Source organism: Pseudomonas sp. R-28-1W-6, assembly GCF_009799925.1.
Classification (GTDB): domain Bacteria; phylum Pseudomonadota; class Gammaproteobacteria; order Pseudomonadales; family Pseudomonadaceae; genus Aquipseudomonas.
Genome location: NZ_WELK01000001.1, coordinates 217,040 through 237,701 on the forward strand (window position 1 = coordinate 217,040; position 20,662 = coordinate 237,701).

The 20,662-nt window shown below is 67.1% G+C and carries 17 protein-coding genes, 1 pseudogene and 1 riboswitch; of the genes and pseudogenes, 12 read left to right on the forward strand and 6 right to left on the reverse strand.

The window, feature by feature from the left end; genetic code table 11:
- Window positions 1-31: 31 nt before the first annotated feature.
- A complete protein-coding gene (locus tag F3I62_RS01015) occupies window positions 32-784 on the reverse strand; it encodes a gamma-glutamyl-gamma-aminobutyrate hydrolase family protein (RefSeq protein ID WP_160487835.1) in 753 nt (250 codons plus the stop codon).
- A 277-nt stretch (window positions 785-1,061) separates the two neighbouring features.
- Between F3I62_RS01015 and F3I62_RS01020 the strand changes: the two genes are divergently transcribed.
- The 6 genes from F3I62_RS01020 (at window position 1,062) to ligB (ending at window position 8,485) form a co-directional block, all read left to right on the forward strand.
- Window positions 1,062-2,441, forward strand: coding sequence for a glutamine synthetase family protein (locus F3I62_RS01020; RefSeq protein WP_160487836.1), 1,380 nt, complete (start codon window positions 1,062-1,064; stop codon window positions 2,439-2,441).
- A 136-nt stretch (window positions 2,442-2,577) separates the two neighbouring features.
- Window positions 2,578-3,654, forward strand: a complete 1,077-nt coding sequence (locus tag F3I62_RS01025; protein WP_160487837.1) for a polyamine ABC transporter substrate-binding protein — start codon at window positions 2,578-2,580, stop codon at window positions 3,652-3,654.
- 104 nt (window positions 3,655-3,758) lie between these two features.
- Complete coding sequence (locus F3I62_RS01030) at window positions 3,759-4,400, forward strand: TetR/AcrR family transcriptional regulator (RefSeq protein WP_160487838.1); 642 nt, start codon at window positions 3,759-3,761, stop codon at window positions 4,398-4,400.
- A gap of 266 nt (window positions 4,401-4,666) precedes the next feature.
- Window positions 4,667-5,545 carry an N-carbamoylputrescine amidase gene (gene aguB / locus F3I62_RS01035; RefSeq protein WP_160487839.1) on the forward strand — a complete coding sequence of 293 codons (879 nt, stop codon included), beginning with the start codon at window positions 4,667-4,669 and terminating at the stop codon, window positions 5,543-5,545.
- Window positions 5,546-5,604: 59 nt separating this feature from the next.
- Complete coding sequence (aguA, locus tag F3I62_RS01040) at window positions 5,605-6,702, forward strand: agmatine deiminase (RefSeq protein WP_160487840.1); 1,098 nt, start codon at window positions 5,605-5,607, stop codon at window positions 6,700-6,702.
- Between the two features lie 112 nt (window positions 6,703-6,814).
- Complete coding sequence (gene ligB / locus F3I62_RS01045) at window positions 6,815-8,485, forward strand: NAD-dependent DNA ligase LigB (RefSeq protein ID WP_160487841.1); 1,671 nt, start codon at window positions 6,815-6,817, stop codon at window positions 8,483-8,485.
- Between the two features lie 32 nt (window positions 8,486-8,517).
- On the opposite strand, the gene F3I62_RS01050 is transcribed toward ligB, so the two are convergent.
- A complete protein-coding gene (locus F3I62_RS01050; RefSeq protein ID WP_160487842.1) occupies window positions 8,518-8,964 on the reverse strand; it encodes a cytochrome c in 447 nt (148 codons plus the stop codon).
- Between the two features lie 187 nt (window positions 8,965-9,151).
- Window positions 9,152-9,302: riboswitch (S-adenosyl-L-homocysteine riboswitch) on the forward strand.
- A gap of 8 nt (window positions 9,303-9,310) precedes the next feature.
- Between F3I62_RS01050 and ahcY the strand changes: the two genes are divergently transcribed.
- From ahcY to F3I62_RS01070, 4 genes are all read left to right on the forward strand, one after another.
- Window positions 9,311-10,720, forward strand: a complete 1,410-nt coding sequence (gene ahcY / locus F3I62_RS01055) for an adenosylhomocysteinase (protein WP_160487843.1) — start codon at window positions 9,311-9,313, stop codon at window positions 10,718-10,720.
- Window positions 10,721-10,791: 71 nt separating this feature from the next.
- Window positions 10,792-11,637 (forward strand): methylenetetrahydrofolate reductase [NAD(P)H], encoded by an 846-nt coding sequence (gene metF / locus F3I62_RS01060; protein WP_160487844.1) that lies wholly within the window; start codon window positions 10,792-10,794, stop codon window positions 11,635-11,637.
- A gap of 115 nt (window positions 11,638-11,752) precedes the next feature.
- Window positions 11,753-12,529, forward strand: a complete 777-nt coding sequence (locus F3I62_RS01065) for an ABC transporter substrate-binding protein (RefSeq protein ID WP_160487845.1) — start codon at window positions 11,753-11,755, stop codon at window positions 12,527-12,529.
- A gap of 187 nt (window positions 12,530-12,716) precedes the next feature.
- The gene (locus F3I62_RS01070; RefSeq protein WP_160487846.1) at window positions 12,717-14,618 is read left to right on the forward strand and encodes a DEAD/DEAH box helicase; all 1,902 of its coding nucleotides are present in this window, start codon (window positions 12,717-12,719) and stop codon (window positions 14,616-14,618) included.
- A 215-nt stretch (window positions 14,619-14,833) separates the two neighbouring features.
- Here F3I62_RS01070 and F3I62_RS01075 read toward each other — a convergent pair whose 3' ends face one another.
- The 3 genes and pseudogenes from F3I62_RS01075 to F3I62_RS01085 all read right to left on the reverse strand — a co-directional run.
- Window positions 14,834-15,409 (reverse strand): YceI family protein, encoded by a 576-nt coding sequence (locus F3I62_RS01075; protein WP_160487847.1) that lies wholly within the window; start codon window positions 15,407-15,409, stop codon window positions 14,834-14,836.
- 24 nt (window positions 15,410-15,433) lie between these two features.
- A complete protein-coding gene (locus tag F3I62_RS01080) occupies window positions 15,434-15,988 on the reverse strand; it encodes a cytochrome b (RefSeq protein WP_160487848.1) in 555 nt (184 codons plus the stop codon).
- Window positions 15,989-16,267: 279 nt separating this feature from the next.
- Window positions 16,268-17,645, reverse strand: a pseudogene (locus tag F3I62_RS01085) (flavin monoamine oxidase family protein); the annotation flags it as partial.
- A 137-nt stretch (window positions 17,646-17,782) separates the two neighbouring features.
- On the opposite strand from F3I62_RS01085, the gene F3I62_RS01090 reads away from it, so the two are divergent.
- Entirely contained in the window at window positions 17,783-19,189 is a 1,407-nt protein-coding gene (locus F3I62_RS01090) for an adenosylmethionine--8-amino-7-oxononanoate transaminase (RefSeq protein ID WP_160487850.1), read from the forward strand.
- Between the two features lie 141 nt (window positions 19,190-19,330).
- On the forward strand, window positions 19,331-20,050 hold the full coding sequence (locus F3I62_RS01095; protein WP_160487851.1) for a 16S rRNA (uracil(1498)-N(3))-methyltransferase: 720 nt from the start codon (window positions 19,331-19,333) through the stop codon (window positions 20,048-20,050).
- Between the two features lie 137 nt (window positions 20,051-20,187).
- Here F3I62_RS01095 and F3I62_RS01100 read toward each other — a convergent pair whose 3' ends face one another.
- On the reverse strand, window positions 20,188-20,658 hold the full coding sequence (locus tag F3I62_RS01100; RefSeq protein WP_160487852.1) for a chemotaxis protein CheW: 471 nt from the start codon (window positions 20,656-20,658) through the stop codon (window positions 20,188-20,190).
- Window positions 20,659-20,662: the final 4 nt, after the last annotated feature.

Genomic DNA, 20,662 nt, shown 5'->3' on the forward strand with positions numbered 1-20,662 from the left:
CCCAGTTTCGCCCGCCGGTTGCCTCACCTACTCAGCGTTGCCCCGCCCTCTTCCTGCAAGCCTCACCAAAGGCCTGGAAGATGGCGAGATAATTCGGGTTGGATCGCACCTGCCACTCCGGGTGGAATTGCACCCCGAGCGCGAAGCTTGGCGCACCTTCGACGGAGAAGGCTTCGATCAACCCGTCAGGCGCCAGTGCTTCTACGCGAAGGCCCGGCGCCAGACGCTGAACGCCCTGGCCATGAATGGAATTGACTTGGATCTCGTCCGGCAAGCCGAGGCCGGCGAGGAGACCACCCGGCTGCACCCGCAGCGGGTGGCGGGGAGCGTATTGCACCTCGACCGGCTGCTCGGCCGGCTCGCGGTGATCCATCATCCCGACAACCTCGTGCACCTTCTGATGCAGGGTGCCGCCGAAGGCCACGTTCATTTCCTGGAAGCCGCGACAGATGCCGAGCACCGGGATGCCGGCCGCCACCGCCTGACGCATCAGCGGCAAGGTGGTCTGGTCACGCTCGGGGTCGTGCGGCGTACCGGGCGCACTGGCCGGGCCACTATAATGATGGGGTTCGATATTCGACGGCGAGCCGGTAAACAGCAGACCATCTAGACTGGCTAGAAGGGTCGACTGATCGATCAGTTCGCCCAGCGACGGGATCACCAGCGGCAGGCCACCGGCACCGACCGCCACGGCACGGACATATTTGTCCCCGACGATGTGGTTGAGATGCAGGCCTACCTGCTTGGTGCAGGCGGTTACGCCGATCAACGGCAGGCGCGACATGGAACACCTGTTTTATTGCTGTTATTAGGTTGAGGCCGAGATTAGCCTTGTTCGATTTTTTACACAATAGCCCTGTAAAAAATTGAACACAGCCCACTGAGCGCTGCGCCAGACAAGGCGTAGAAGGGGCCTGCGATGCCCTGAAACGCCCCAAAACTGGCCATCAAGCCCCATTTCAGGGCAAAATTGGCGGCTATTGACAGCACAAGGTGTTTAAGATTGACTCACACTTGTGCAATTGCATGATTGAAATTTTTAACAATAAAGGTGTTGCATCATGTCGGTACCCCTGCGTGCCGTTCAGCTCAACGAAGCGAACGCGTTCCTTAAGGAACATCCTGAGGTCCTGTTCGTCGACCTTCTTATTGCAGACATGAACGGCGTGGTGCGCGGCAAGCGCATCGACCGTAACAGCCTGCATAAAGTGTACGAAAAGGGCATCAATCTGCCCGCATCCCTGTTTGCCCTCGACATCAACGGTTCCACGGTAGAGAGCACCGGCCTCGGCCTGGACATCGGCGATGCCGACCGCATCTGTTTCCCGATCCCCAATACCCTGTGCAACGAACCCTGGCAGAAGCGCCCCACCGCACAGCTGCTGATGACCATGCACGAACTGGACGGCCAACCCTTCTTCGCCGACCCGCGCGAAGTGCTGCGCCAGGTGGTGGCCAAGTTCGACGAGATGAACCTGACCATCTGCGCCGCCTTCGAGCTGGAGTTCTACCTGATCGATCAGGAGAACGTGAACGGCCGCCCGCAGCCGCCACGCTCGCCGCTGTCCGGCAAGCGCCCGATCTCCACCCAGGTGTACCTGATCGACGACCTCGACGAATACGTCGACTGCCTGCAGGACATGCTCGAAGCGGCCAAGGAACAGGGCATCCCGGCCGACGCCATCGTCAAGGAAAGCGCCCCGGCCCAGTTCGAGGTCAACCTGCATCACGTCGACGACGCGATCAAGGCCTGCGACTACGCCCTGCTGCTCAAGCGCCTGATCAAGAACATCGCCTACGACCATGAGATGGACACCACCTTCATGGCCAAGCCCTACCCGGGCCAGGCGGGCAACGGCCTGCACGTGCACATCTCGCTGCTCGACAAGGCCACCGGCAAGAACATCTTCACCGCCGATGACCCCCTGGAGAACGCCGCTCTGCGTCATGCGATCGGCGGTGTCCTGGAGACCATGCCCGCGTCGATGGCGTTCCTCTGCCCCAACGTCAACTCCTACCGCCGCTTCGGCGCCCAGTTCTACGTGCCCAACGCGCCGAGCTGGGGCATCGACAACCGCACCGTGGCCGTCCGCGTGCCCAACGGCAGCCCGGACTCGGTACGCATCGAACACCGCGTGGCTGGTGCCGACGCCAACCCGTACCTGATGATGGCCGCGATCCTCGCCGGCATTCACCACGGCCTGACCAACAAGCTGGAACCGGGCGAGCCGATCGAAGGCAATTCCTATGAACAGCTGGAACAGAGCCTGCCGAACAACCTGCGCGACGCCCTGCGCGAGCTGGACGATAGCGAAGTGCTGAACCAGTACATCAGCCCGGACTACATCGACATCTTCGTCGCGTGCAAGGAAGCCGAGCTCGAGGAGTTCGAGACCACCATCTCCGACCTCGAGTACAACTGGTACCTGCACACCGTATAAGCACCACCCCGACGCCGGCTCCCGAGCCGGCGTCGCCTTATCCGCTGCCCGCCTTTCCCGCCCCTCCGTCAGCCCCGCTGCACGGGTTGGCGAAGCTTTGCCGTTGCATTGCCTACATCACACCAAGGAGGTTGTCATGTTTCGCGTTCTTGCTCCGTTACTGCTGGCGTTGACCCCGGGACTGGCGGCCGCCGCCGAGAGCATCCGGGTCTACAACTGGAACGACTACATCGCCCCGCAGGTGCTGGCCGACTTCACCAAGGACACCGGCATCGAAGTCGAGTACCGCACCTTCAGCACCGATGACGAACTCGACCAGGCCCTGGCCAGCGATACCGCCATCGATGTCGCCGTACCCTCCCACGACGAGCTGCCGGCGCTGATCCGTGCCGGCAAGCTGCAGCCGCTGGACTTCAGCCGCCTGCCCAATCGCCAGCACCTGGACAAGCAGCTGCTCAACAAACTGGCCGCCGTCGACCCCAACAACCGCCACGCCGTGCCCTACCTGTGGGGCGCCGTCGGCCTGGCGATCAACACGCCGCTGGCCGAGGCCGCCTTCGGTGGCCCGCTGCCGCACAGCTGGAGCCTGCTGTTCGACCCCGCGCAGAGCCAGCGCCTGGCGGGCTGCGGCATCAGCGTGCTGGATGCCCCCGACGAGCTGCTCTACAGCCTGCTCAACTACCAGGGACGCAGCCTCAACAACAGCTCGCCGGGACGCATCCGCAAGGCCGGCGCGGTGCTCGACGGCCTGCGCCCGAACCTGCGCTACGTCGACAGCGAGCGCTACATCGCGGACCTCAACCAGGGCAAGCTGTGCGTCGCCCTGGCCTGGGTCGGCGACGCCCTGGCGGCCAGCGAGGCCGGCCAGGCGGTGCAGTTCGTGGTGCCGCAGGAAGGCTCCTCACTGTTCATCGACAACCTGGTGATCCCCACCAGCGCCCGCCGCGCCGACCTGGCGCACCGGTTCATCGACTACCTGATGCAACCCCGGGTGGCGGCGAAGATCACCGAGGAAACCCTCTACCCGAGCGCCAACGCCGACGCCCGCGAGTTCCTCGACCCGGCCCTGCGCGACCAGCCGGGGCTGTATCCGGACCGCGACACCAAGCGCCGCCTGTTCGCCCTGATGCCGCTGCCGGACAAGCTCAAGGCCAGTCGCGACGAGGTGTGGAGCCGTTTCCGCGACGGCACCGCCGCGCCGGCGCCGCTGTAGCCGGGCGCCCGACCGGGGCGCCGCCGCCCCGGTCGCACCAGCGACGGCTTGCCTCCCCTGCCGCTCTGGCGTCCAATAGCGCCTCCGATGGACAGGAGTCCGGCATGACCCGCACCGCCAGCCCCCGCAAACCCCGCGCCAGCAGCCAGGCACGCATCGCCCTGATCCTCGACGCCGCGCGCGCCCTGCTCAGCGAACAGGGTTTCACCAGCCTGTCGATCTACAGCGTGGCCGAACGCGCCGGCATTCCACCGTCCTCGGTCTACCACTTCTTCGCCAGCGTGCCGGCCCTGCTCGAAGCGCTGACCGCCGACATCCATGGCGCCTTCCGCGCCTGCCTGCTGCAACCGGTGGTGCATGCCGAGCTGCGCGACTGGCGCGACCTGTCGCGCATCGTCGAGGAGCGCATGCTGGCCATCTATGCCGGCGACAACGCGGCGCGCCAGCTGATCCTCGCCCAGCACGGCCTGGCCGAAGTGCTGCAGGCCGACCGCCAGCACGACCTGGAACTGGGCCGCCTGATGCAGGCCCTGTTCGAGCGGCATTTCCCCCTGCCGCAGCTGCCGGAGGATATCGACGTGTTCGCCCTGGCCATGGAGCTGGGCGACCGCGTCTATGCCCGCTCGGTGCAGCTGCACGGCGCGATCACCCCGCGCCTGGCCGAGGAAGGCATGCGCGTGTTCGATGCCTACCTCGGCCTCTACCTGCCGCCCGCCCTGCCCAAGCGCCGCCAGCCGCTCGGCTGAGGCGCCACCGCCCACCGCCCACAATCCGCCATCCGCCATCGAGCCCGGAGCAGCGCACTGGGCCCGGCTCTGCTCGGCCAAAAATCCGGATTTAATTCGATATAAATCGACATTTTTTACAAGAACAGGCTAAAAACAGCTTCCTAAGCCGATTTTTATCGGATATAAAATGAGCATCCGCTGCCCGGTGGCGATGCAACGCCACGGCACAGTCACGGGGCCCTGCTGGCTGCAGATGCCCCTCAAACGCTGCTACGAGGTGTTTCATGTCGCGTATCGTTACCGTCGCCGCCACCCAGATGGCCTGTTCCTGGGACAGCGCCGCGAATATCGCCAATGCCGAGAAACTGGTGCGCCAGGCTGCCGCCGAAGGCGCGCAGATCATCCTGATCCAGGAGCTGTTCGAGGCCCCGTACTTCTGCCAGAAGCCCAACCCGGATTACCTGCAGCTGGCCACCCCGACGGAAGAAAACCCGGCCATCCTGCACTTCCAGAAAGTCGCCAAAGAGCTGCAGGTGGTGCTGCCGATCAGCTTCTACGAGCGAGCCGGGCGCGCCCGCTTCAACAGCATCGCGATCATCGATGCCGACGGCAGCAACCTCGGCATTTATCGGAAAAGCCACATCCCGGATGGCCCCGGCTACCATGAGAAGTACTACTTCAACCCGGGCGACACCGGCTTCAAGGTATGGAACACCCGCTACGCCAAGATCGGCGTGGGCATCTGCTGGGACCAGTGGTTCCCGGAATGCGCGCGCAGCATGGCCCTGCTCGGCGCGGAGATCCTGTTCTACCCGACCGCCATCGGCAGCGAGCCGCATGACCCGACCATCAGCTCGCGCGACCACTGGCAGCGCGTGCAGCAAGGTCACGCTGGCGCCAACCTGATGCCGCTGGTAGCGTCCAACCGTATCGGTCGCGAAGACCAGGACGGTTACCACATCAACTTCTACGGTTCCTCCTTCATCGCCGACCAGTTCGGCAAGAAGGTCGAGGAACTGGGCGAGACCGAGGAAGGCATCCTGGTGCACCGCTTCGACCTGGACCAGCTGGAACACATCCGCAGCGCCTGGGGCAGCTTCCGCGACCGCCGGCCGAACCTGTACGGCCCGCTGAAGACCCTCGACGGCAGCCTAGAGTCCTAACATTCCCTGCAGGAGCCAGCCGACTGGCTCCTGCAACAGCCCATACATAGGTAGATCCGATGACCACTCTCTCCAGCACACCCCGCGCCGACGGCTTCCGCATGCCGGCCGAGTGGGAAACCCAGAGCCAGGCCTGGATGGTCTGGCCCGAGCGCCCGGACAACTGGCGCCTCGGCGGCAAGCCGGCGCAGGCGGCCTTCACCGCGGTGGCCAAGGCCATCGCCGAATTCGAGCCGCTGACCGTCTGCGTCTCCGCCGGCCAGTACGAGAACGCCCGCGCACGCCTCGACCACGGCAATATCCGCCTGGTGGAAATCAGCACCGACGACGCCTGGGTGCGCGACACCGGGCCGACCTTCGTGATCAACGACCAGGGCGGCGTGCGCGGCGTGGACTGGGGCTTCAACGCCTGGGGCGGCTTCGACGGCGGCCTCTACGCGCCCTGGCAGCGCGACGACCAGGTGGCCAGCAAGATCCTCGAGATCGAGCGCTGCGAGCGCTACCGCACCGAAGGCTTCGTGCTGGAAGGCGGCTCGATCCACGTCGACGGCGAAGGCACCCTGATCACCACCGAGGAATGCCTGCTCAACCGCAACCGCAACCCGCACCTGAGCCGCGAACAGATCGAGGCGGTGCTGGCGGAACACCTGGCCATCGACACGGTGATCTGGCTGCCGGACGGCCTGTACAACGACGAGACCGACGGCCACGTCGACAATTTCTGCTGCTACGTGCGCCCCGGCGAAGTGCTGCTGGCCTGGACCGATGACGTCAATGACCCCAATTACCCGCGCTGTCAGGCCGCCATGCGCGTGCTGGAAAACGCCCGGGACGCCAAGGGCCGCGCGTTCGTCGTGCACAAGATGCCGATTCCCGGCCCGCTGCATGCCACGGCAGAAGAGTGCGCCGGGGTCGACCTGGTCGCCGGCAGCCAGGAACGCAGCCCGGAGGTGCGTCTGGCCGGCTCCTACGTCAACTTCCTGATCGTCAACGGCGGCATCATCGCGCCGAGCTTCGACGACCCCAAGGACGAGGAAGCGCGCGCCATCCTGCAGCGCCTATTCCCCGAGCACCGGGTGGTGATGGTGCCGGGCCGCGAGATCCTCCTCGGCGGCGGCAATATCCACTGCATCACCCAGCAGCAGCCGGCCGGCTGACCCCGCGCCGTAACCGTGCCCGCCCAGCATCCAGCCTGGCGGGCACGGCCCGGCCTGTTGCAGCGCCTTGATCTAGGCTTGCTCACTCAAGCCCCGAGCAAGGATGCTCAGCATGCAGCGCTGGATCGCGTTATCCCTCTATTGCCTCACCTGCCCCATTCTTGCCGCCCCCTGCCCCGACTGGTCCGCCAGCCGGGCCGACGCCGAGCTGGCGAGCCTGCAGCACCAGCTCAAGGACTGGGACCTGGCCTACCACCGGCAGGGCCGCTCGCCGGTCAGCGACGAGCTGTATGACCAGGCCCGCGAACGCCTGCAGGACTGGCAACAGTGCTTCCCGCCGCGGGTGCCAGACCCGCGCGCCGACCTCGGCCCGCCCGGCCCACAACCCCATCCCATCGCCCACACCGGCCTGCACAAGCTGCGCGACGAACAGGCCGTGCAGCAGTGGCTGCACAGCCGCAGCGAGCTGTGGATCCAGCCCAAGGTGGATGGCGTGGCGGTGACCCTGCATTACCGCGACGGCCGCCTGCTGCGGGCGATCAGCCGCGGCGACGGGCAGCGCGGCCAGGACTGGACGGCCCAGGCCCGGCTAATCGCCGCCATCCCGCAGCAGCTGCCGCGCAGCGATGAACTGATCCTGCAGGGCGAGCTGTACTGGCGCCTGCCCGGCCATGTGCAGGCCCAGGCGGGCAGCGGCACGGCGCGCAGCCAGGTGGCCGGGGCGATGAGTCGCAGCCAGCTGGATGCCGCCACGGCCGCGCAGATCGGCCTGTTCGTCTGGGACTGGGCCAATGGCCCGAGCGGCATGACCGAGCGCCTGCAGGGCCTGCGCGCCCTCGGTTTCGCCGACAGCGCCGAGCTGACCCTGGCCATCGCCGACCTGGCCCAGGCCCGCCACTGGCGCCAGCACTGGTACCGCCACCCGCTGCCGTTCGCCAGCGACGGCGTGGTGCTGCGCCAGGGCTCACGCCCGCCCGCCAGCAGCTGGGCCGCCGAGCCGCCGCAGTGGGCGGCGGCCTGGAAGTACCCGCTCAGCCAGGCCCTGGCCGAGGTGCGCGCCGTGCACTTCCAGATCGGCCGCAGCGGGCGCATCACCCCGGTCGTACAATTGCAGCCGGTGCGCCTGGAGCAGCGCCGCATCCGGCGGGTCAGCCTGGGTTCGCTGCAACGCTGGCAGGCTCTGGATATCCGCCCCGGCGACCAGGTCGCGATCAGCCTGGCCGGCCTGACCATCCCGCGCCTGGACGGCGTGGTCTGGCGCGGCGCGGAACGCCCGGCGCTGGCCAGCCCCGACCCCGCCGCCTACCACGCCTTGAGCTGCTGGCAACCGAGCCCAGGCTGCGCGAGCCAGTTCAGCGCGCGCCTGGCCTGGCTCGGCGGCAAGCAGGGGCTGCAGCTGGCGGGAGTCGGGCCGGGCACCTGGGCCAAGCTGCAACAGGCGGGAAAGCTGCCCGACCTGCTCGCCTGGCTCGCTCTCGAAGAGGCCGAACTGGCGCGCACCCCGGGTTTCGCCGCCACCAGCGCGCGCACGCTGCAGCAGAGTTTCGCCGGCGCCCGCCGGCGCCCCTTCGCCCAGTGGCTCAGGGCCCTAGGCCTGCCAGCGAGCGGCGCGGCACCCCTGGGCAATGACTGGGACGCGCTGGCCGCGCGCGATGCGCAGGCCTGGGATGGCTTCGCCGGCATCGGCCGCGGGCGGGCCGAGCAGCTGGTGGCGTTCTTCCAGCATCCGGACGTGCAGGCCCTGCGCCAGCGCCTGCAAGCGGCCGGGGTGGCAGGTTTCTAGCGGGCGAACGCGTAGGGTGCGCACCGCAGATGTCAGTACGCGCGAAACGCCTTGTGGCAGGCCTCGCAGCTGTCTTCCACGCGCTGCACCAGCGGCGCCATGGCCGCTGCCGCCAGCGGCTTCTCGGTGCTGGCCGTGCGCAGGGTCGCGGTGGCTGCCTCCAGGTCGCGGGCCAGTTGCTGGAAGCGCGCCTGCTCCTGCCAGACCTCGGGCTTGGCGCTGCTGCGCTCGCTTTCGGCAATCTGCGGGAAATGCTGCCAGGGCTTGCGCGACAGCTCATCGAGCTGCTGCGCGCCCTGGGCAAAGCGCTGCTCGTTGAACGGCAGGCGCCCGCGCAGCATGCCGCCAAGGTCTTCGCTGGTTTTCAGCATCTGCTTGAACAGGGTCTGGCGCTGGCCCTGGGGGGAATTGGGGTCGACGCCGCCACAGGCGCTCAGCAGGGCACAGAGACACAGCAACAACAGGCTTTTGGCTTTCATGGGCAGCGCGGACGGACTGAAAAAGGGCCGCCAGTATCGCCACACACCGGCCTGCGGCCAAGTGGGGCGATTGCCGCAGGTCGCCTGCACGCCCGGAGCGGCGACGGAAAACCTTGGGCTTGCCCGCGCGCCTGGCTATAATCCCCCCGCTTCACGCGGCCGGCACAGCTCCGGTCGCTCCCGCCACCCGTCCGAGGGGCGCTGCAGCATGCGGTAAGTCTGTTTTGAATCCCGAAACCCAGCATTCCAGCAATGCAGCGTGGCGGATTCAAATCAGGCTTCCGCCTGTCAGGCTCGGATGGGGCGTTAACCATACGCATCAACGGCGCCCATTCGCAGACAACGAATGGAGAGCTTTTGCATGAGCGCCGCTTTTACCGATTTTAAAGTCGCCGACATTTCCCTGGCCGCCTGGGGCCGTCGCGAACTGATCATCGCCGAATCCGAAATGCCGGCCCTGATGGGCCTGCGCAGCAAGTACGCCGGCGAACAGCCGCTGAAAGGCGCGAAGATCATCGGCTGCATCCACATGACCATCCAGACCGCCGTGCTGATCGAGACCCTGATCGCCCTGGGCGCCGAAGTGCGCTGGTCGTCCTGCAACATCTTCTCCACCCAGGACCAGGCCGCTGCCGCCATCGCCGCCGCCGGCATCCCGGTGTTCGCCTGGAAGGGCGAGACCGAGGAAGAGTACGAGTGGTGCATCGAGCAGACCATCCTCAAGGACGGCCAGCCGTGGGACGCCAACATGATCCTCGACGACGGTGGCGACCTGACCCAGATCATCCACGAGCGCTACCCGGCCATGCTGGACAAGATCCATGGCATCACCGAGGAAACCACCACCGGCGTGCACCGTCTGCTCGACATGCTCAAGGCCGGCACCCTGAAAGTCCCGGCGATCAACGTCAACGACTCGGTGACCAAGAGCAAGAACGACAACAAGTACGGCTGCCGTCACAGCCTCAACGACGCCATCAAGCGCGGCGTCGACCACCTGCTGTCGGGCAAGCAGGCCCTGGTCATCGGCTACGGCGACGTGGGCAAGGGCTCCGCGCAGTCGCTGCGCCAGGAAGGCATGATCGTCAAGGTGTCCGAGATCGATCCGATCTGCGCCATGCAGGCCTGCATGGACGGCTTCGAAGTGGTTTCGCCGTACAAGAACGGCCTCAACGATGGCAGCGAAGCCAGCGTCGACCGCGACCTGCTGGGCAAGATCGACCTGATCGTCACCACCACCGGTAACGTCAACGTCTGCGACGCCAACATGCTCAAGGCCCTGAAGAAGCGCGCCGTGGTGTGCAACATCGGCCACTTCGACAACGAGATCGACACCGCCTTCATGCGCAAGACCTGGGCCTGGGAAGAGGTCAAGCCGCAGGTGCACAAGATCCACCGCACCGGCGCCGGCAGCTTCGACGAGCGCAACGACGACTACCTGATCCTGCTGGCCGAAGGCCGCCTGGTCAACCTGGGCAACGCCACCGGCCACCCGAGCCGGATCATGGACGGCTCCTTCGCCAACCAGGTGCTGGCGCAGATCTTCCTGTTCGGCCAGAAGTTCGCCGACCTGCCGGCCGCGCAGAAAACCGCGCGCCTGTGCGTGGAAGTGCTGCCGAAGAAACTCGACGAAGAAGTGGCCCTGGAAATGGTCAAGGGCTTCGGCGGCGTGGTCACCCAGCTGACCAAGCAGCAGGCCGAGTACATCGGCGTCACCCAGGAAGGCCCGTTCAAGCCGGACGCCTACCGCTACTAAGCAGCCATGCTGCGAGCCTCAGGCCGCCAGAGCCCCGCGCACTGGCGGCCTGCCGCTAAAGGGAACCTGCAATGAGTCAAGAACGCCGTTACAGCTTCGAGTTCTTCCCCACCAAGACCGAAGCCGGGCATGAAAAGCTGCTGAACGTCGCCCGTCAGCTGGCGACCTACAACCCCGATTTCTTCTCCTGCACCTACGGTGCCGGGGGCTCAACCCGCGACCGCACCCTCAACACCGTGCTGCAGCTGGACGGCGAAGTCGGCGTGCCGACCGCGCCGCACCTGTCCTGCGTCGGCGACAGCAAGGACGAGCTGCGCAGCCTGCTCAGCCAGTACAAGAACTCCGGCATCCGCCGCATCGTCGCCCTGCGCGGCGACCTGCCGTCGGGCATGGGCATGGCCAGCGGCGAGCTGCGCTACGCCAACGAGCTGGTGGAGTTCATCCGCGCGGAAACCGGCGATCACTTCCATATCGAAGTGGCCGCCTACCCGGAAGTGCATCCGCAGGCACGCAGCTTCGAGGACGACCTGGCCAACTTCGTGCGCAAGGCCAAGGCCGGCGCCAACAGCGCCATCACCCAGTACTTCTTCAGCGCCGACTGCTACTTCTACTTCGTCGAGCGCGTGCGCAAGCTGGGCGTGGACCTGCCGATCGTGCCGGGCATCATGCCGATCACCAACTACAGCAAGCTGGCACGCTTCTCCGACGCCTGCGGCGCGGAGATCCCGCGCTGGATCCGCAAGCAGCTGGAAGCCTACGGCGATGACCTGGAGAGCATCCAGGCCTTCGGCGAGCAGGTGGTAACCGAGATGTGCGAACGCCTGCTGCAGGGTGGCGCACCGGGCCTGCACTTCTACACCCTGAACCAGGCCGAGCCGAGCCTGGCGATCTGGAACAACCTCAAGCTGCCCCGCTGAAGGTTGCGCTGCACTGAACTAGCCGGGCATTGCCCGGCTTTTTCTTGCCCATTGAGCCAGGCGATCGATCTGCTGGTCACTTTTCAAGCAGGGCAAATCTGATTACCCTGGCTGAATGCCATTATTCCAGCGCCAGATAATCGCCACCATTCTGCTCGGCTGCCTCGCCCTCGCGGCCCGGGCCGAGCCGTTGCACGTGGTCACCGAAGCCTGGGCACCCTATGTCTACGAAGACAACGGCCAGCCGGCCGGCCTCGACTACGAGATCGCCGCCGAAGTGCTGCGCCGCCTGAACGTCGAGGTGCAGTGGCAGTTCCTGCCGTGGAAGCGCTGCCTGCTGGCTCTGGAGCAGGGCCAGGCCGATGCCATCCTCGATATCTTCCGCCTGGCCGAGCGCGAGCAGCAGATGCTGTTCGTCGAGGAGCCGCTGTCCGAGGTGCAGTTCGTGCTGTTCTTCGCCCGCAACCGGCCCTACCCCTACCGCAGGCTGGAAGACCTGCGCGACCTGGTGATCGGCACCTCGCCCGGCTACTGGTACAACGATGCCGAGTTCCGCCGCTCCAAGCTGTTCCACCGCGAGGAGGCGCCGAGCCACGAGGCCAACCTCGGCAAGCTGGTGCGCAACCGGGTCGACCTGGTGGTCAACGACCGCCGCGCCGGGCTGTTCCTCGCCGCCCGGCTCGGCCTCGGCCAGCAGCTCGGCTACAACACCGAGGAACTCGGCCGCGACCGCCTGTACCTGGCCCTGCGCCGCGACCCCAAGCTGCAGCCGCTGGCCGGCGCCTTCGCCAGGGAGCTGCGCAGCTTCAAGCTGGAGGCCGGCTACGCCCAGCTGCAAGCCCGCTACGCCGAACCGGCCAACGCCCCGCTGGCCACCGCACAGCGCCCGTGAATCGGCCGACGGGCAGGTAGCTGCGCAAGGGCCCGGCTCTGTTATACTCGGGGCTCCCGCCAGGCTTGCGCCCGGATGCTAGCCCCCGAGGCCAGCAGTACCGGTCGGGATTGCGCGCCCCAGTGCCGTGATTCAAGCCAGGCAATACACCCCCATAGGGCTTCGCCCTCACTAGACAGGATTTCACATGTCCTTTGCCTCCCTCGGTCTCTCCGAGGCTTTAGTCCGTGCGGTCGAAGCCGCCGGCTACACCCAACCCACTCCGGTGCAACAGCGGGCCATTCCCGCCGCGTTGCAAGGTCGCGACCTGATGGTGGCGGCTCAGACGGGTACGGGTAAAACCGGCGGGTTCGCCCTGCCGATCCTCGAGCGCCTGTTCCCCAACGGTCACCCGGACCGCGAACAGCGCCACGGCCCCAAACAACCGCGCGTGCTGGTGCTGACCCCCACCCGCGAACTGGCCGCCCAGGTGCACGACAGCTTCAAGCTGTATGCCCGCGATTTGCATTTCGTCAGCGCCTGCATCTTCGGCGGCGTTGGCATGAACCCGCAGGTACAGGCCCTGGCCAAGGGCGTCGACGTCCTGGTCGCCTGCCCCGGTCGCCTGCTCGACCTGGCCAACCAGAAGGCCATCGACCTGTCCCACGTGGAAATCCTGGTCCTCGACGAAGCCGACCGCATGCTCGACATGGGCTTCATTCATGACGTGAAGAAGGTCCTCGCCAAGCTCCCGGCACAGCGGCAGAACCTGCTGTTCTCGGCGACCTTCTCCAAGGACATCACCGACCTGGCCGGCAAGCTGCTGCACAACCCGGAACGCATCGAGGTCACCCCGCCGAACACCACGGTGGAGCGCATCGAGCAGCGCATCTTCCGCCTGCCGGCCAGCCACAAGCGCGCCCTGCTCGCCCACCTGATCACCCAGGGCGCGTGGGAACAGGTGCTGGTGTTCACCCGCACCAAGCACGGCGCCAACCGCCTGGCCGAGTACCTCGACAAGCACGGCCTGCCGGCCGTGGCGATCCACGGCAACAAGAGCCAGAACGCCCGCACCAAGGCCCTGGCCGACTTCAAGGCCAACCAGGTGCGCATCCTGGTCGCCACCGACATTGCCGCCCGCGGCCTGGACATCGACCAGCTGCCGCACGTGGTCAACTTCGAACTGCCCAACGTCGAGGAAGACTACGTGCACCGTATCGGCCGTACCGGCCGGGCCGGGCGTAGTGGCGAGGCGATCTCGCTGGTGGCGCCGGACGAGGAGAAGCTGCTCAAGGGCATCGAGCGGATGACCAAGCAGCGCATCCCCGACGGCGACACCCTGGGTTTCGACCCGGCCAGCGTCGAAGTGGAGAAACCGGAAGTGCGCGGCCCGCGCCCGGAGCGCCAGCCGCGCGCCGACCGTCCGCGCCACGAGGCGAAGAAGCCGGAAGGCGCCGCCGTGGAAAAGGAAAAACGCTCGAACAACCGCCGCGATCGCCTCAAGCCGCAAGGCCAGGCCGCCAGCGGCGAGCAGCAGCCACGCCAGGCGCGCGAGCCACGCGAGCCGCGCGCTCCGCGGGAGCAGCGCGAACCCCGCACCGCCCGCGAGCCGAAGGCACCGCTGACCCCGCCACCGGATCGTGACCCGGAAGAATTCCTCGACGACGAGTTCGACAACTTTGGCAACCGCGCGGACTACGTACCCGTGCCGGCCAAACCGCAAGGGCGCGCCAACCCGCGTCGCGGTGGCCAGCCGGGCCAAGCCGCGCAGGGTCGCGGCCAGGGCAAGCCGCAAGGTCAGGGCCAGGGCCAACGCCAGGGCGCTGGTGGCCAGGGCAGCGGCAAGCCGAAGTCCGGCCAGCGGCCGCAAGGCCAGGGTCAGGCTCGCAGCGGCGGCGGCCAGGGCCGTGGCAATGGCGGCGGGCGGCGCGACGAGGTCATGCGCGAACGCCAGGAACCGGCCGTGCAGGATGCGCGCACGACCAAGCAGCCGCTGATCATCCGCAAGGGTGAGCGCCTGCCGACGCCGGAACAGCTGGACAGCCTGTCTGCCAGCCGTCCGCGCGGCGAGAAGCCGGCACTGCTGACGCGCAAGGCCGAGCAGGAATAAAGAACCTGCCTAGGATCTCTTGATCGTCGGCCATGCTGCGTTGAAATTGGGCTCGGGCTGCTCATTTACAGCTCGTAAACTCCGCGCCCTCGCCCAATTTCGCCTTGCCTGGCTCTAGCTCAAAAGATCCTAAACAGGCTCTGAGGCGTTTCACCTGCCCATGAAAAAGCCGGCGCTAAGCCGGCTTTTTCGTTTCTGCAGAACGCTGTCGCGAGTTACTCGCGCACGCCTTCCACCGACAGGATCAGCTCGACTTCCTGGGAAGCCGGGCCGAGATCCTTCTGGATGTCGAAGTCCTTCAGCTTGAGCGTGGTGCTGCCCTCGAAGCCGGCACGGTAGCCGCCCCACGGGTCGCTGCCTTCGCCGAGGAACTTGGCCTTGATCACCACCGGCTTGGTCACGCCGTTGAGGGTCAGGTTGCCGGTGATGTCGGCCGTGCCGGCGCCGGTGGACTTGACCGAGGTGGAGGCGAAGGTCGCGGTGGGGTTCTTCTCGACGTTGAGGAAGTCGCCGCTGCGCAAGTGCTTGTCGCGCTCGGCGTGGTTGGAGTCGACGCTGGCGGTGTTGATGCTGACATTGACCTTGCTCGCTTCCGGCGCCTTGGCGTCGAAGCTGAAGCTGCCGTCGAAGTCCTTGAAGGTGCCGTACAGCCAGCTGTAGCCCAAGTGGCTGATCTTGAAGTTGATGAAGGCGTGCTGGCCCTGCTTGTCGATGGCGTAGTCGGCGGCCATGGCCTGGCCGGCGAACAGGGCGGCGCCCAGGGTGAGGGCGGCGAGGGATTGCTTGAACATTGTTCAGTCTCCTTGTGGGTTAGGTTACTTGCTGGCACGACCGAGCATGCGCATCAGCGTCGCATCGCGGTCGATGAAGTGGTGTTTGAGGGCCGCCAGGGCGTGCAGGCCGGCGAAAATCACCAAGGCCCAGGCGAGGTATTTGTGGATCAGCCCGGCCACGTCGGCCTGGTCGGGAATGCTGGTCAGGGTCGCCGGAATCTCGAACAGGCCGAACACGCCGATGCCGCGCCCATCGGCGGTGGAGATCAGGTAGCCGGAGATCATCAGGGCGAACAGGCCGAGGTACAGCGCGGCATGGCCGAGCCTGGAGGCGGCGCGGGTCAGCGCGCCATGGCTGGCCGGGGCCGGCGGTGGCGGGCTGACAAAGCGCCACAGCACGCGCAGCAGCATCAGGGCAAAGAGCACAAGACCGACGCTCTTGTGCAGGTCGGGCGCGGTGCGATACCAGCCGCTGTAGTAGTCCAGGTCGACCATCCACAGGCCCAGACCGAACAGGCCGAACACCGCCAGGGCGACGACCCAGTGCAGCAGCATGCTGACCAGGCCGTAACGGGAATTCGAGTTGCGCCACTGCATTGCGAGACTTCCATGAAAATCGATGGGGCTAGCCTAGCGGCAAACCCATCGATTTAAAGCGGAAAATTTCGCTTCGAAATATCGAGTAAACAGATAGTTTGCCGGATAGCGCGGGCCGCGCTGCATCCGTGCGCAGGGGCGCGGCGAACCCGGGCGGGTTCGCCGCCGGGGCTTACCAGCTGAACAGGCGGGCGAAGAAACCGGGCTTGGCGGCCTTCTCGTCCGGGCTGGCGGGCTTGGCCGCCGGGCTGCTCTTGGCCGCGGGCTGGGCGATCAGCACGGCCTTGCCCGCCTGCAGCTCCTGGGCCTGGCTGGCGGCACGCTGGCCGCTGCGCAGGGCGCCTTCGAGGGTGCCCGGGTACAGCGCATCGCTGTGTTCGCCAGCGAACAGCACGCGACCCAGCGGCTTCTCCCACAGGCGCCAGTACTGGCTGATCTCGCCCGGACCGTAGGCCAGGTAGGCGCCACCGACCAGGGAGTCCTTGCCGTAGCGGCGCAGCTCGTAGCCGGTGAACTGCTCGCGGGCGCCGGGGTAGCGCTGGTCGAAGCGGATCAGCACCTGGTCGACCATCTGCCGGTCGCCGAAGGCATTGAGCAGGCGGGCGTTGTCGCCGGACAGGTTGATCAGCAGGTTGGCCCCGCCCTTCAGCGCCGGCTCGACCCACAGCATGCCCAGACCCTTGTCGCTGAAGATCTCGCCGGACAGGCGCGCCTTGCCCCATACCGGCTTCTTGAACTTGAGCAGCATCTGGTCGCGCCAGCCGTAGTTGATGTCCTGCAGCGCCTTGCGTTGCAGGGCGTCGAGCGACGGCGTCAGGCTGATCTTGTTCAGCGCCGGCAGCGGCACGGCGAGCACCACGTAGTCGGCGCTGTAGCCGGTGGCACCGACCTTGACCGTGACCTTGTCCTGCTCCTGGACGATGGCCGAGACCCGCGCGTTGGTCTTCACCAGCTTGAGCTGCTTGGCCAGGGCCAGGGCCAGCACCTGGCTGCCACCGGGCAGGCGCGCGGCACGCAGCTCGCTGTCCGGCAGACCGCGGTAGACCCGCGCCTGCTGGGCCAGGTAGAGCAGAGACAGGCGCGACGGCTCGTCGTAGCGCGAGCGGATGCGCTGGTCGACCAGGGCGCGTGCGGTGGGCGGCAGGGCCAGCTTGTCCAGCCAGCGCGCGGTACTCATCGCGTCCAGGCTCTTCAGGGTGTGGTTCGCCAGCGGATTGAGCGGGTCCTCGATGGAGGCGGCCAGGTCATCCAGGCTCTGCTCGAAACGCGCCAGGCCCTCGCTGGTGCTCGGCGAGCTTTTGGCCAGGTCGGCGGCGGACTGGTAGTGGCCGTCGATCAGGTAGCCCGGGCTGCGCACATAGTCCGGCGCCGCCTGCGCCTTCAGCTTGAAGCGCTGCAGGTAGGCGTGTACCACCGGCTGCACCTTGGCCGAGCCGAGCCATTCGCTGTTGGCCAGCCCGGAGCGCCCGCCGACACTCGGCTTGGCCTCCAGCAGGGTGACCTGCCAGCCCTTGTCCTGCAGCTCAACGGCGGCGGTCAGGCCAGCCAGGCCGCCACCGACCACAATGGCCGTGGGTTGCTTGTCCTTGCCCAGCGCCAGGCTGCTGAAGACGGCTAAAACCATGAGCGCACAGGCGCGCAACCAGACTGCGGACATACGGGGAATCCCTGGGCAAAAACGACGGCGCGCAGGATACGCCAGGCCCCGGCGGCGGGCCAGACGTATCCGTCGGCGGGCGGGCAGACCCCATCGGCAATCTGCTAGGCTGGCGCCCCCGAATGAGGAGACCCGCGATGAGCCTGAATGCCGAGTGGATGCAACGCGACCTGGCCGTGCTCTGGCACCCCTGCACGCAGATGAAGGACCACGAGCGCCTGCCGCTGATCCCGATCCGCTCCGGCTCCGGCGTGTGGCTGGAAGACTTCGACGGCAAGCGCTACCTCGACGCGGTCAGCTCCTGGTGGGTCAACGTGTTCGGCCACGGCAACCCGCGGATCAACCAGCGCATCCGCGAGCAGCTGGATAGCCTCGAACACGTGATGCTCGCCGGCTTCAGCCATGCGCCTGTGATCGAGCTGTCCGAGCGCCTGGTGCAGATCACCCCGGCCGGGCTGAACAAGGTGTTCTACGCCGACAATGGCTCCTCCGGCATCGAAGTGGCGCTGAAGATGAGCCACCACTACTGGCTCAACAGCGGCCAGCCCGGCAAGAAACGCTTCATTACCCTGAGCAACAGCTACCACGGCGAGACGGTGGCGGCGATGTCGGTGGGCGACGTGGCGCTGTTCACCGACACCTACAAGGCGCTGCTGCTCGACACCATCAAGGTGCCGAGCCCGGACTGCTACCTGCGCCCCGCGGGCATGGGCTGGGAGGAACATTCGCGGACCATGTTCGCCGCCATGGAGCAGACCCTGGCCGAACATGCCCACGAAGTCGCCGCGGTGATAGTCGAGCCGCTGATCCAGGGCGCCGGCGGCATGCGCATGTACCACCCGATCTACCTCACCCTGCTGCGCGAGGCCTGCGACCGCCATGGCGTGCACCTGATCCACGACGAGATCGCCGTCGGCTTCGGCCGCACCGGGACGATGTTCGCCTGCGAGCAGGCCGGAATCACCCCGGACTTCCTGGTGCTGTCCAAGGCGCTGACCGGCGGCTACCTGCCGATGGCCGCGGTACTGACCACCGACGACGTCTACGCCGCCTTCTACGACGACTACGCCACCCTGCGCGCCTTCCTCCACTCGCACACCTACACCGGCAACCCGCTGGCCTGCGCCGCCGCCCTGGCGACCCTGGACATCTTCGCAAGCGACAACGTGATCGAGGCCAACAAGGCATTGAGCGCCCGCATGGCCAGCGCCACCGCGCACCTGGTCGACCACCCGCATGTGGCCGAAGTGCGCCAGACCGGCATGGCCCTAGCCATCGAGATGGTCCAGGACAAGGCGAGCAAGACCGCCTACCCCTGGCAGCAGCGCCGCGGCCTGCAGGTCTACCAGCATGCGCTGGAGCGCGGCGCCCTGCTGCGCCCGCTGGGCAGCGTGGTGTACTTCCTGCCGCCGTACGTGATCACCCCGGAGCAGATCGACTTCCTCGCCGAGGTGGCCAGCGAAGGCATCGATATCGCCACCCGCCAGTCGACCAGCGTCAGCGTGGCCAGCGATCTGTACCCCAACCATCGCGATCCGGGCTGATCGCTTGCCTGCCGTAAGGCGGGCGAACCCGCTTCGGACGCTCCTGCTGGCGTAGGGGGCGCCGTGCGCACCGACAAACCCAGCGGTGCGCACGGCGCACCCTACGGCTAGAATGCGCGCTCTACCCCAGGTTCTCGCCCCATGCGCCTATCCCGCTTCTTTATCGACGCCCCGCTCTCTCTCGGCCAGCACGAGCTGCCGGAAACCCAGGCCCACTACATCGGCCGCGTGCTGCGGCATGCGGTGGGCGACGCCGTGCAGCTGTTCGACGGCAGCGGCCAGGAGTACCTCGGCGAGCTGATCGAAGTGGGCAAGAAGGCCGTGCGGGTCGAGCTGCGCGAGCAGCTCAGCGGCCAGCCGGAGTCCGCGCTGCAGGTGCACCTGGGCCAGGGCCTGTCGCGCGGCGAACGCATGGACTGGGCAATCCAGAAGGCCACCGAGCTGGGCGCCGCCAAGATCACCCCGATCGTCTCGGAACGCTGCGAAGTGCGCCTGAAGGACGAGCGCGCCGACAAGCGCCTGGCCCACTGGCGCCAGGTGGCGATCAGCGCCTGCGAGCAGTGCGGGCGCTCGGTGCTGCCGCAGATTAACCCGCCCGTGCTGCTGGCCGACTGGCTGCAACAGACCGACGCCGAGCTCAAGCTGGTCCTGCACCCGGTCGCCGAGCCGCTGGCCAGCCATGCCAAGCCGACGACCCTGGCCTTCCTGATCGGCCCGGAGGGCGGCCTCAGCGACGGCGAAGTGGCGCAGGCCAAGGCCGCCGGCTTCCACGCCGCCCGCCTCGGCCCGCGGGTGCTGCGCACCGAGACCGCACCGGTGGTGGCGCTGAGCGTGGCGCAGCAGCTGTGGGGCGATTTCTAAGGGCCTTGCCTAGGTGAAAGCCCGCGAATTGTCCCTGGTGTGCGCGGTGCACCCTACGGCCGAGCGCGCAACCGCGGCTACCGCGCCCACAAAAAAACCCGCCGAAGCGGGCTTTTTCGATACCGGCACAGCACGGCTCAGATCAGCCCGGCATCCGCCAGCTTCTGCTCCAGGCCGATCAGGTCGGGGATCTTCACCACGGCTTCGCCCAGCTGCACGGCGTCCAGCTCCAGCGGAGCCAGGCGCTCGTTGGCCCGCGCCAGGTGGCCGTCGACCTTCAGCGAGCGCGGAATGCCCTGCACCAGCAGGGCGATGAACTTGACCTGGTCACGCCCGCCGAGGGCGTTGAGCACCGCCACGCGCACGCCCGGGCCGATCTGCGGCTGGCCGTCGGAGGCCGCCTCGAACGACAGCAACGGCAGTTGCAGGTCGCGCCAGGCCACCTGGCCGAGGAACCAGCCCGGCAGGCCCGGGGTGACGTGCGGCGCACGGTAGGGGATCAGCTCTGCCAGCGCCACGTTGGGCAGCAGCAGGGTGCGGTCGGCCAGGGGCACCAGCAGGGCGGTGAGGTTGTTGACGCTGTTGGCGGTGCTTACGGCTTGGCTCATGGAT

Coding starts and splice junctions, on each gene's coding strand:
- F3I62_RS01080 (WP_160487848.1), bottom strand. CDS start 15,988: ATGCAGTGGCGCAACTCGAATTCCCGTTACGGCCTGGTCAGCATGCTG.
- F3I62_RS01020 (WP_160487836.1), top strand. CDS start 1,062: ATGTCGGTACCCCTGCGTGCCGTTCAGCTCAACGAAGCGAACGCGTTC.
- F3I62_RS01070 (WP_160487846.1), top strand. CDS start 12,717: ATGTCCTTTGCCTCCCTCGGTCTCTCCGAGGCTTTAGTCCGTGCGGTC.
- F3I62_RS01030 (WP_160487838.1), top strand. CDS start 3,759: ATGACCCGCACCGCCAGCCCCCGCAAACCCCGCGCCAGCAGCCAGGCA.
- F3I62_RS01090 (WP_160487850.1), top strand. CDS start 17,783: ATGAGCCTGAATGCCGAGTGGATGCAACGCGACCTGGCCGTGCTCTGG.
- ligB (WP_160487841.1), top strand. CDS start 6,815: ATGCAGCGCTGGATCGCGTTATCCCTCTATTGCCTCACCTGCCCCATT.
- metF (WP_160487844.1), top strand. CDS start 10,792: ATGAGTCAAGAACGCCGTTACAGCTTCGAGTTCTTCCCCACCAAGACC.
- ahcY (WP_160487843.1), top strand. CDS start 9,311: ATGGAGAGCTTTTGCATGAGCGCCGCTTTTACCGATTTTAAAGTCGCC.
- F3I62_RS01050 (WP_160487842.1), bottom strand. CDS start 8,964: ATGAAAGCCAAAAGCCTGTTGTTGCTGTGTCTCTGTGCCCTGCTGAGC.
- F3I62_RS01015 (WP_160487835.1), bottom strand. CDS start 784: ATGTCGCGCCTGCCGTTGATCGGCGTAACCGCCTGCACCAAGCAGGTA.
- F3I62_RS01095 (WP_160487851.1), top strand. CDS start 19,331: ATGCGCCTATCCCGCTTCTTTATCGACGCCCCGCTCTCTCTCGGCCAG.
- aguB (WP_160487839.1), top strand. CDS start 4,667: ATGTCGCGTATCGTTACCGTCGCCGCCACCCAGATGGCCTGTTCCTGG.
- F3I62_RS01100 (WP_160487852.1), bottom strand. CDS start 20,658: ATGAGCCAAGCCGTAAGCACCGCCAACAGCGTCAACAACCTCACCGCC.
- aguA (WP_160487840.1), top strand. CDS start 5,605: ATGACCACTCTCTCCAGCACACCCCGCGCCGACGGCTTCCGCATGCCG.
- F3I62_RS01025 (WP_160487837.1), top strand. CDS start 2,578: ATGTTTCGCGTTCTTGCTCCGTTACTGCTGGCGTTGACCCCGGGACTG.
- F3I62_RS01075 (WP_160487847.1), bottom strand. CDS start 15,409: ATGTTCAAGCAATCCCTCGCCGCCCTCACCCTGGGCGCCGCCCTGTTC.
- F3I62_RS01065 (WP_160487845.1), top strand. CDS start 11,753: ATGCCATTATTCCAGCGCCAGATAATCGCCACCATTCTGCTCGGCTGC.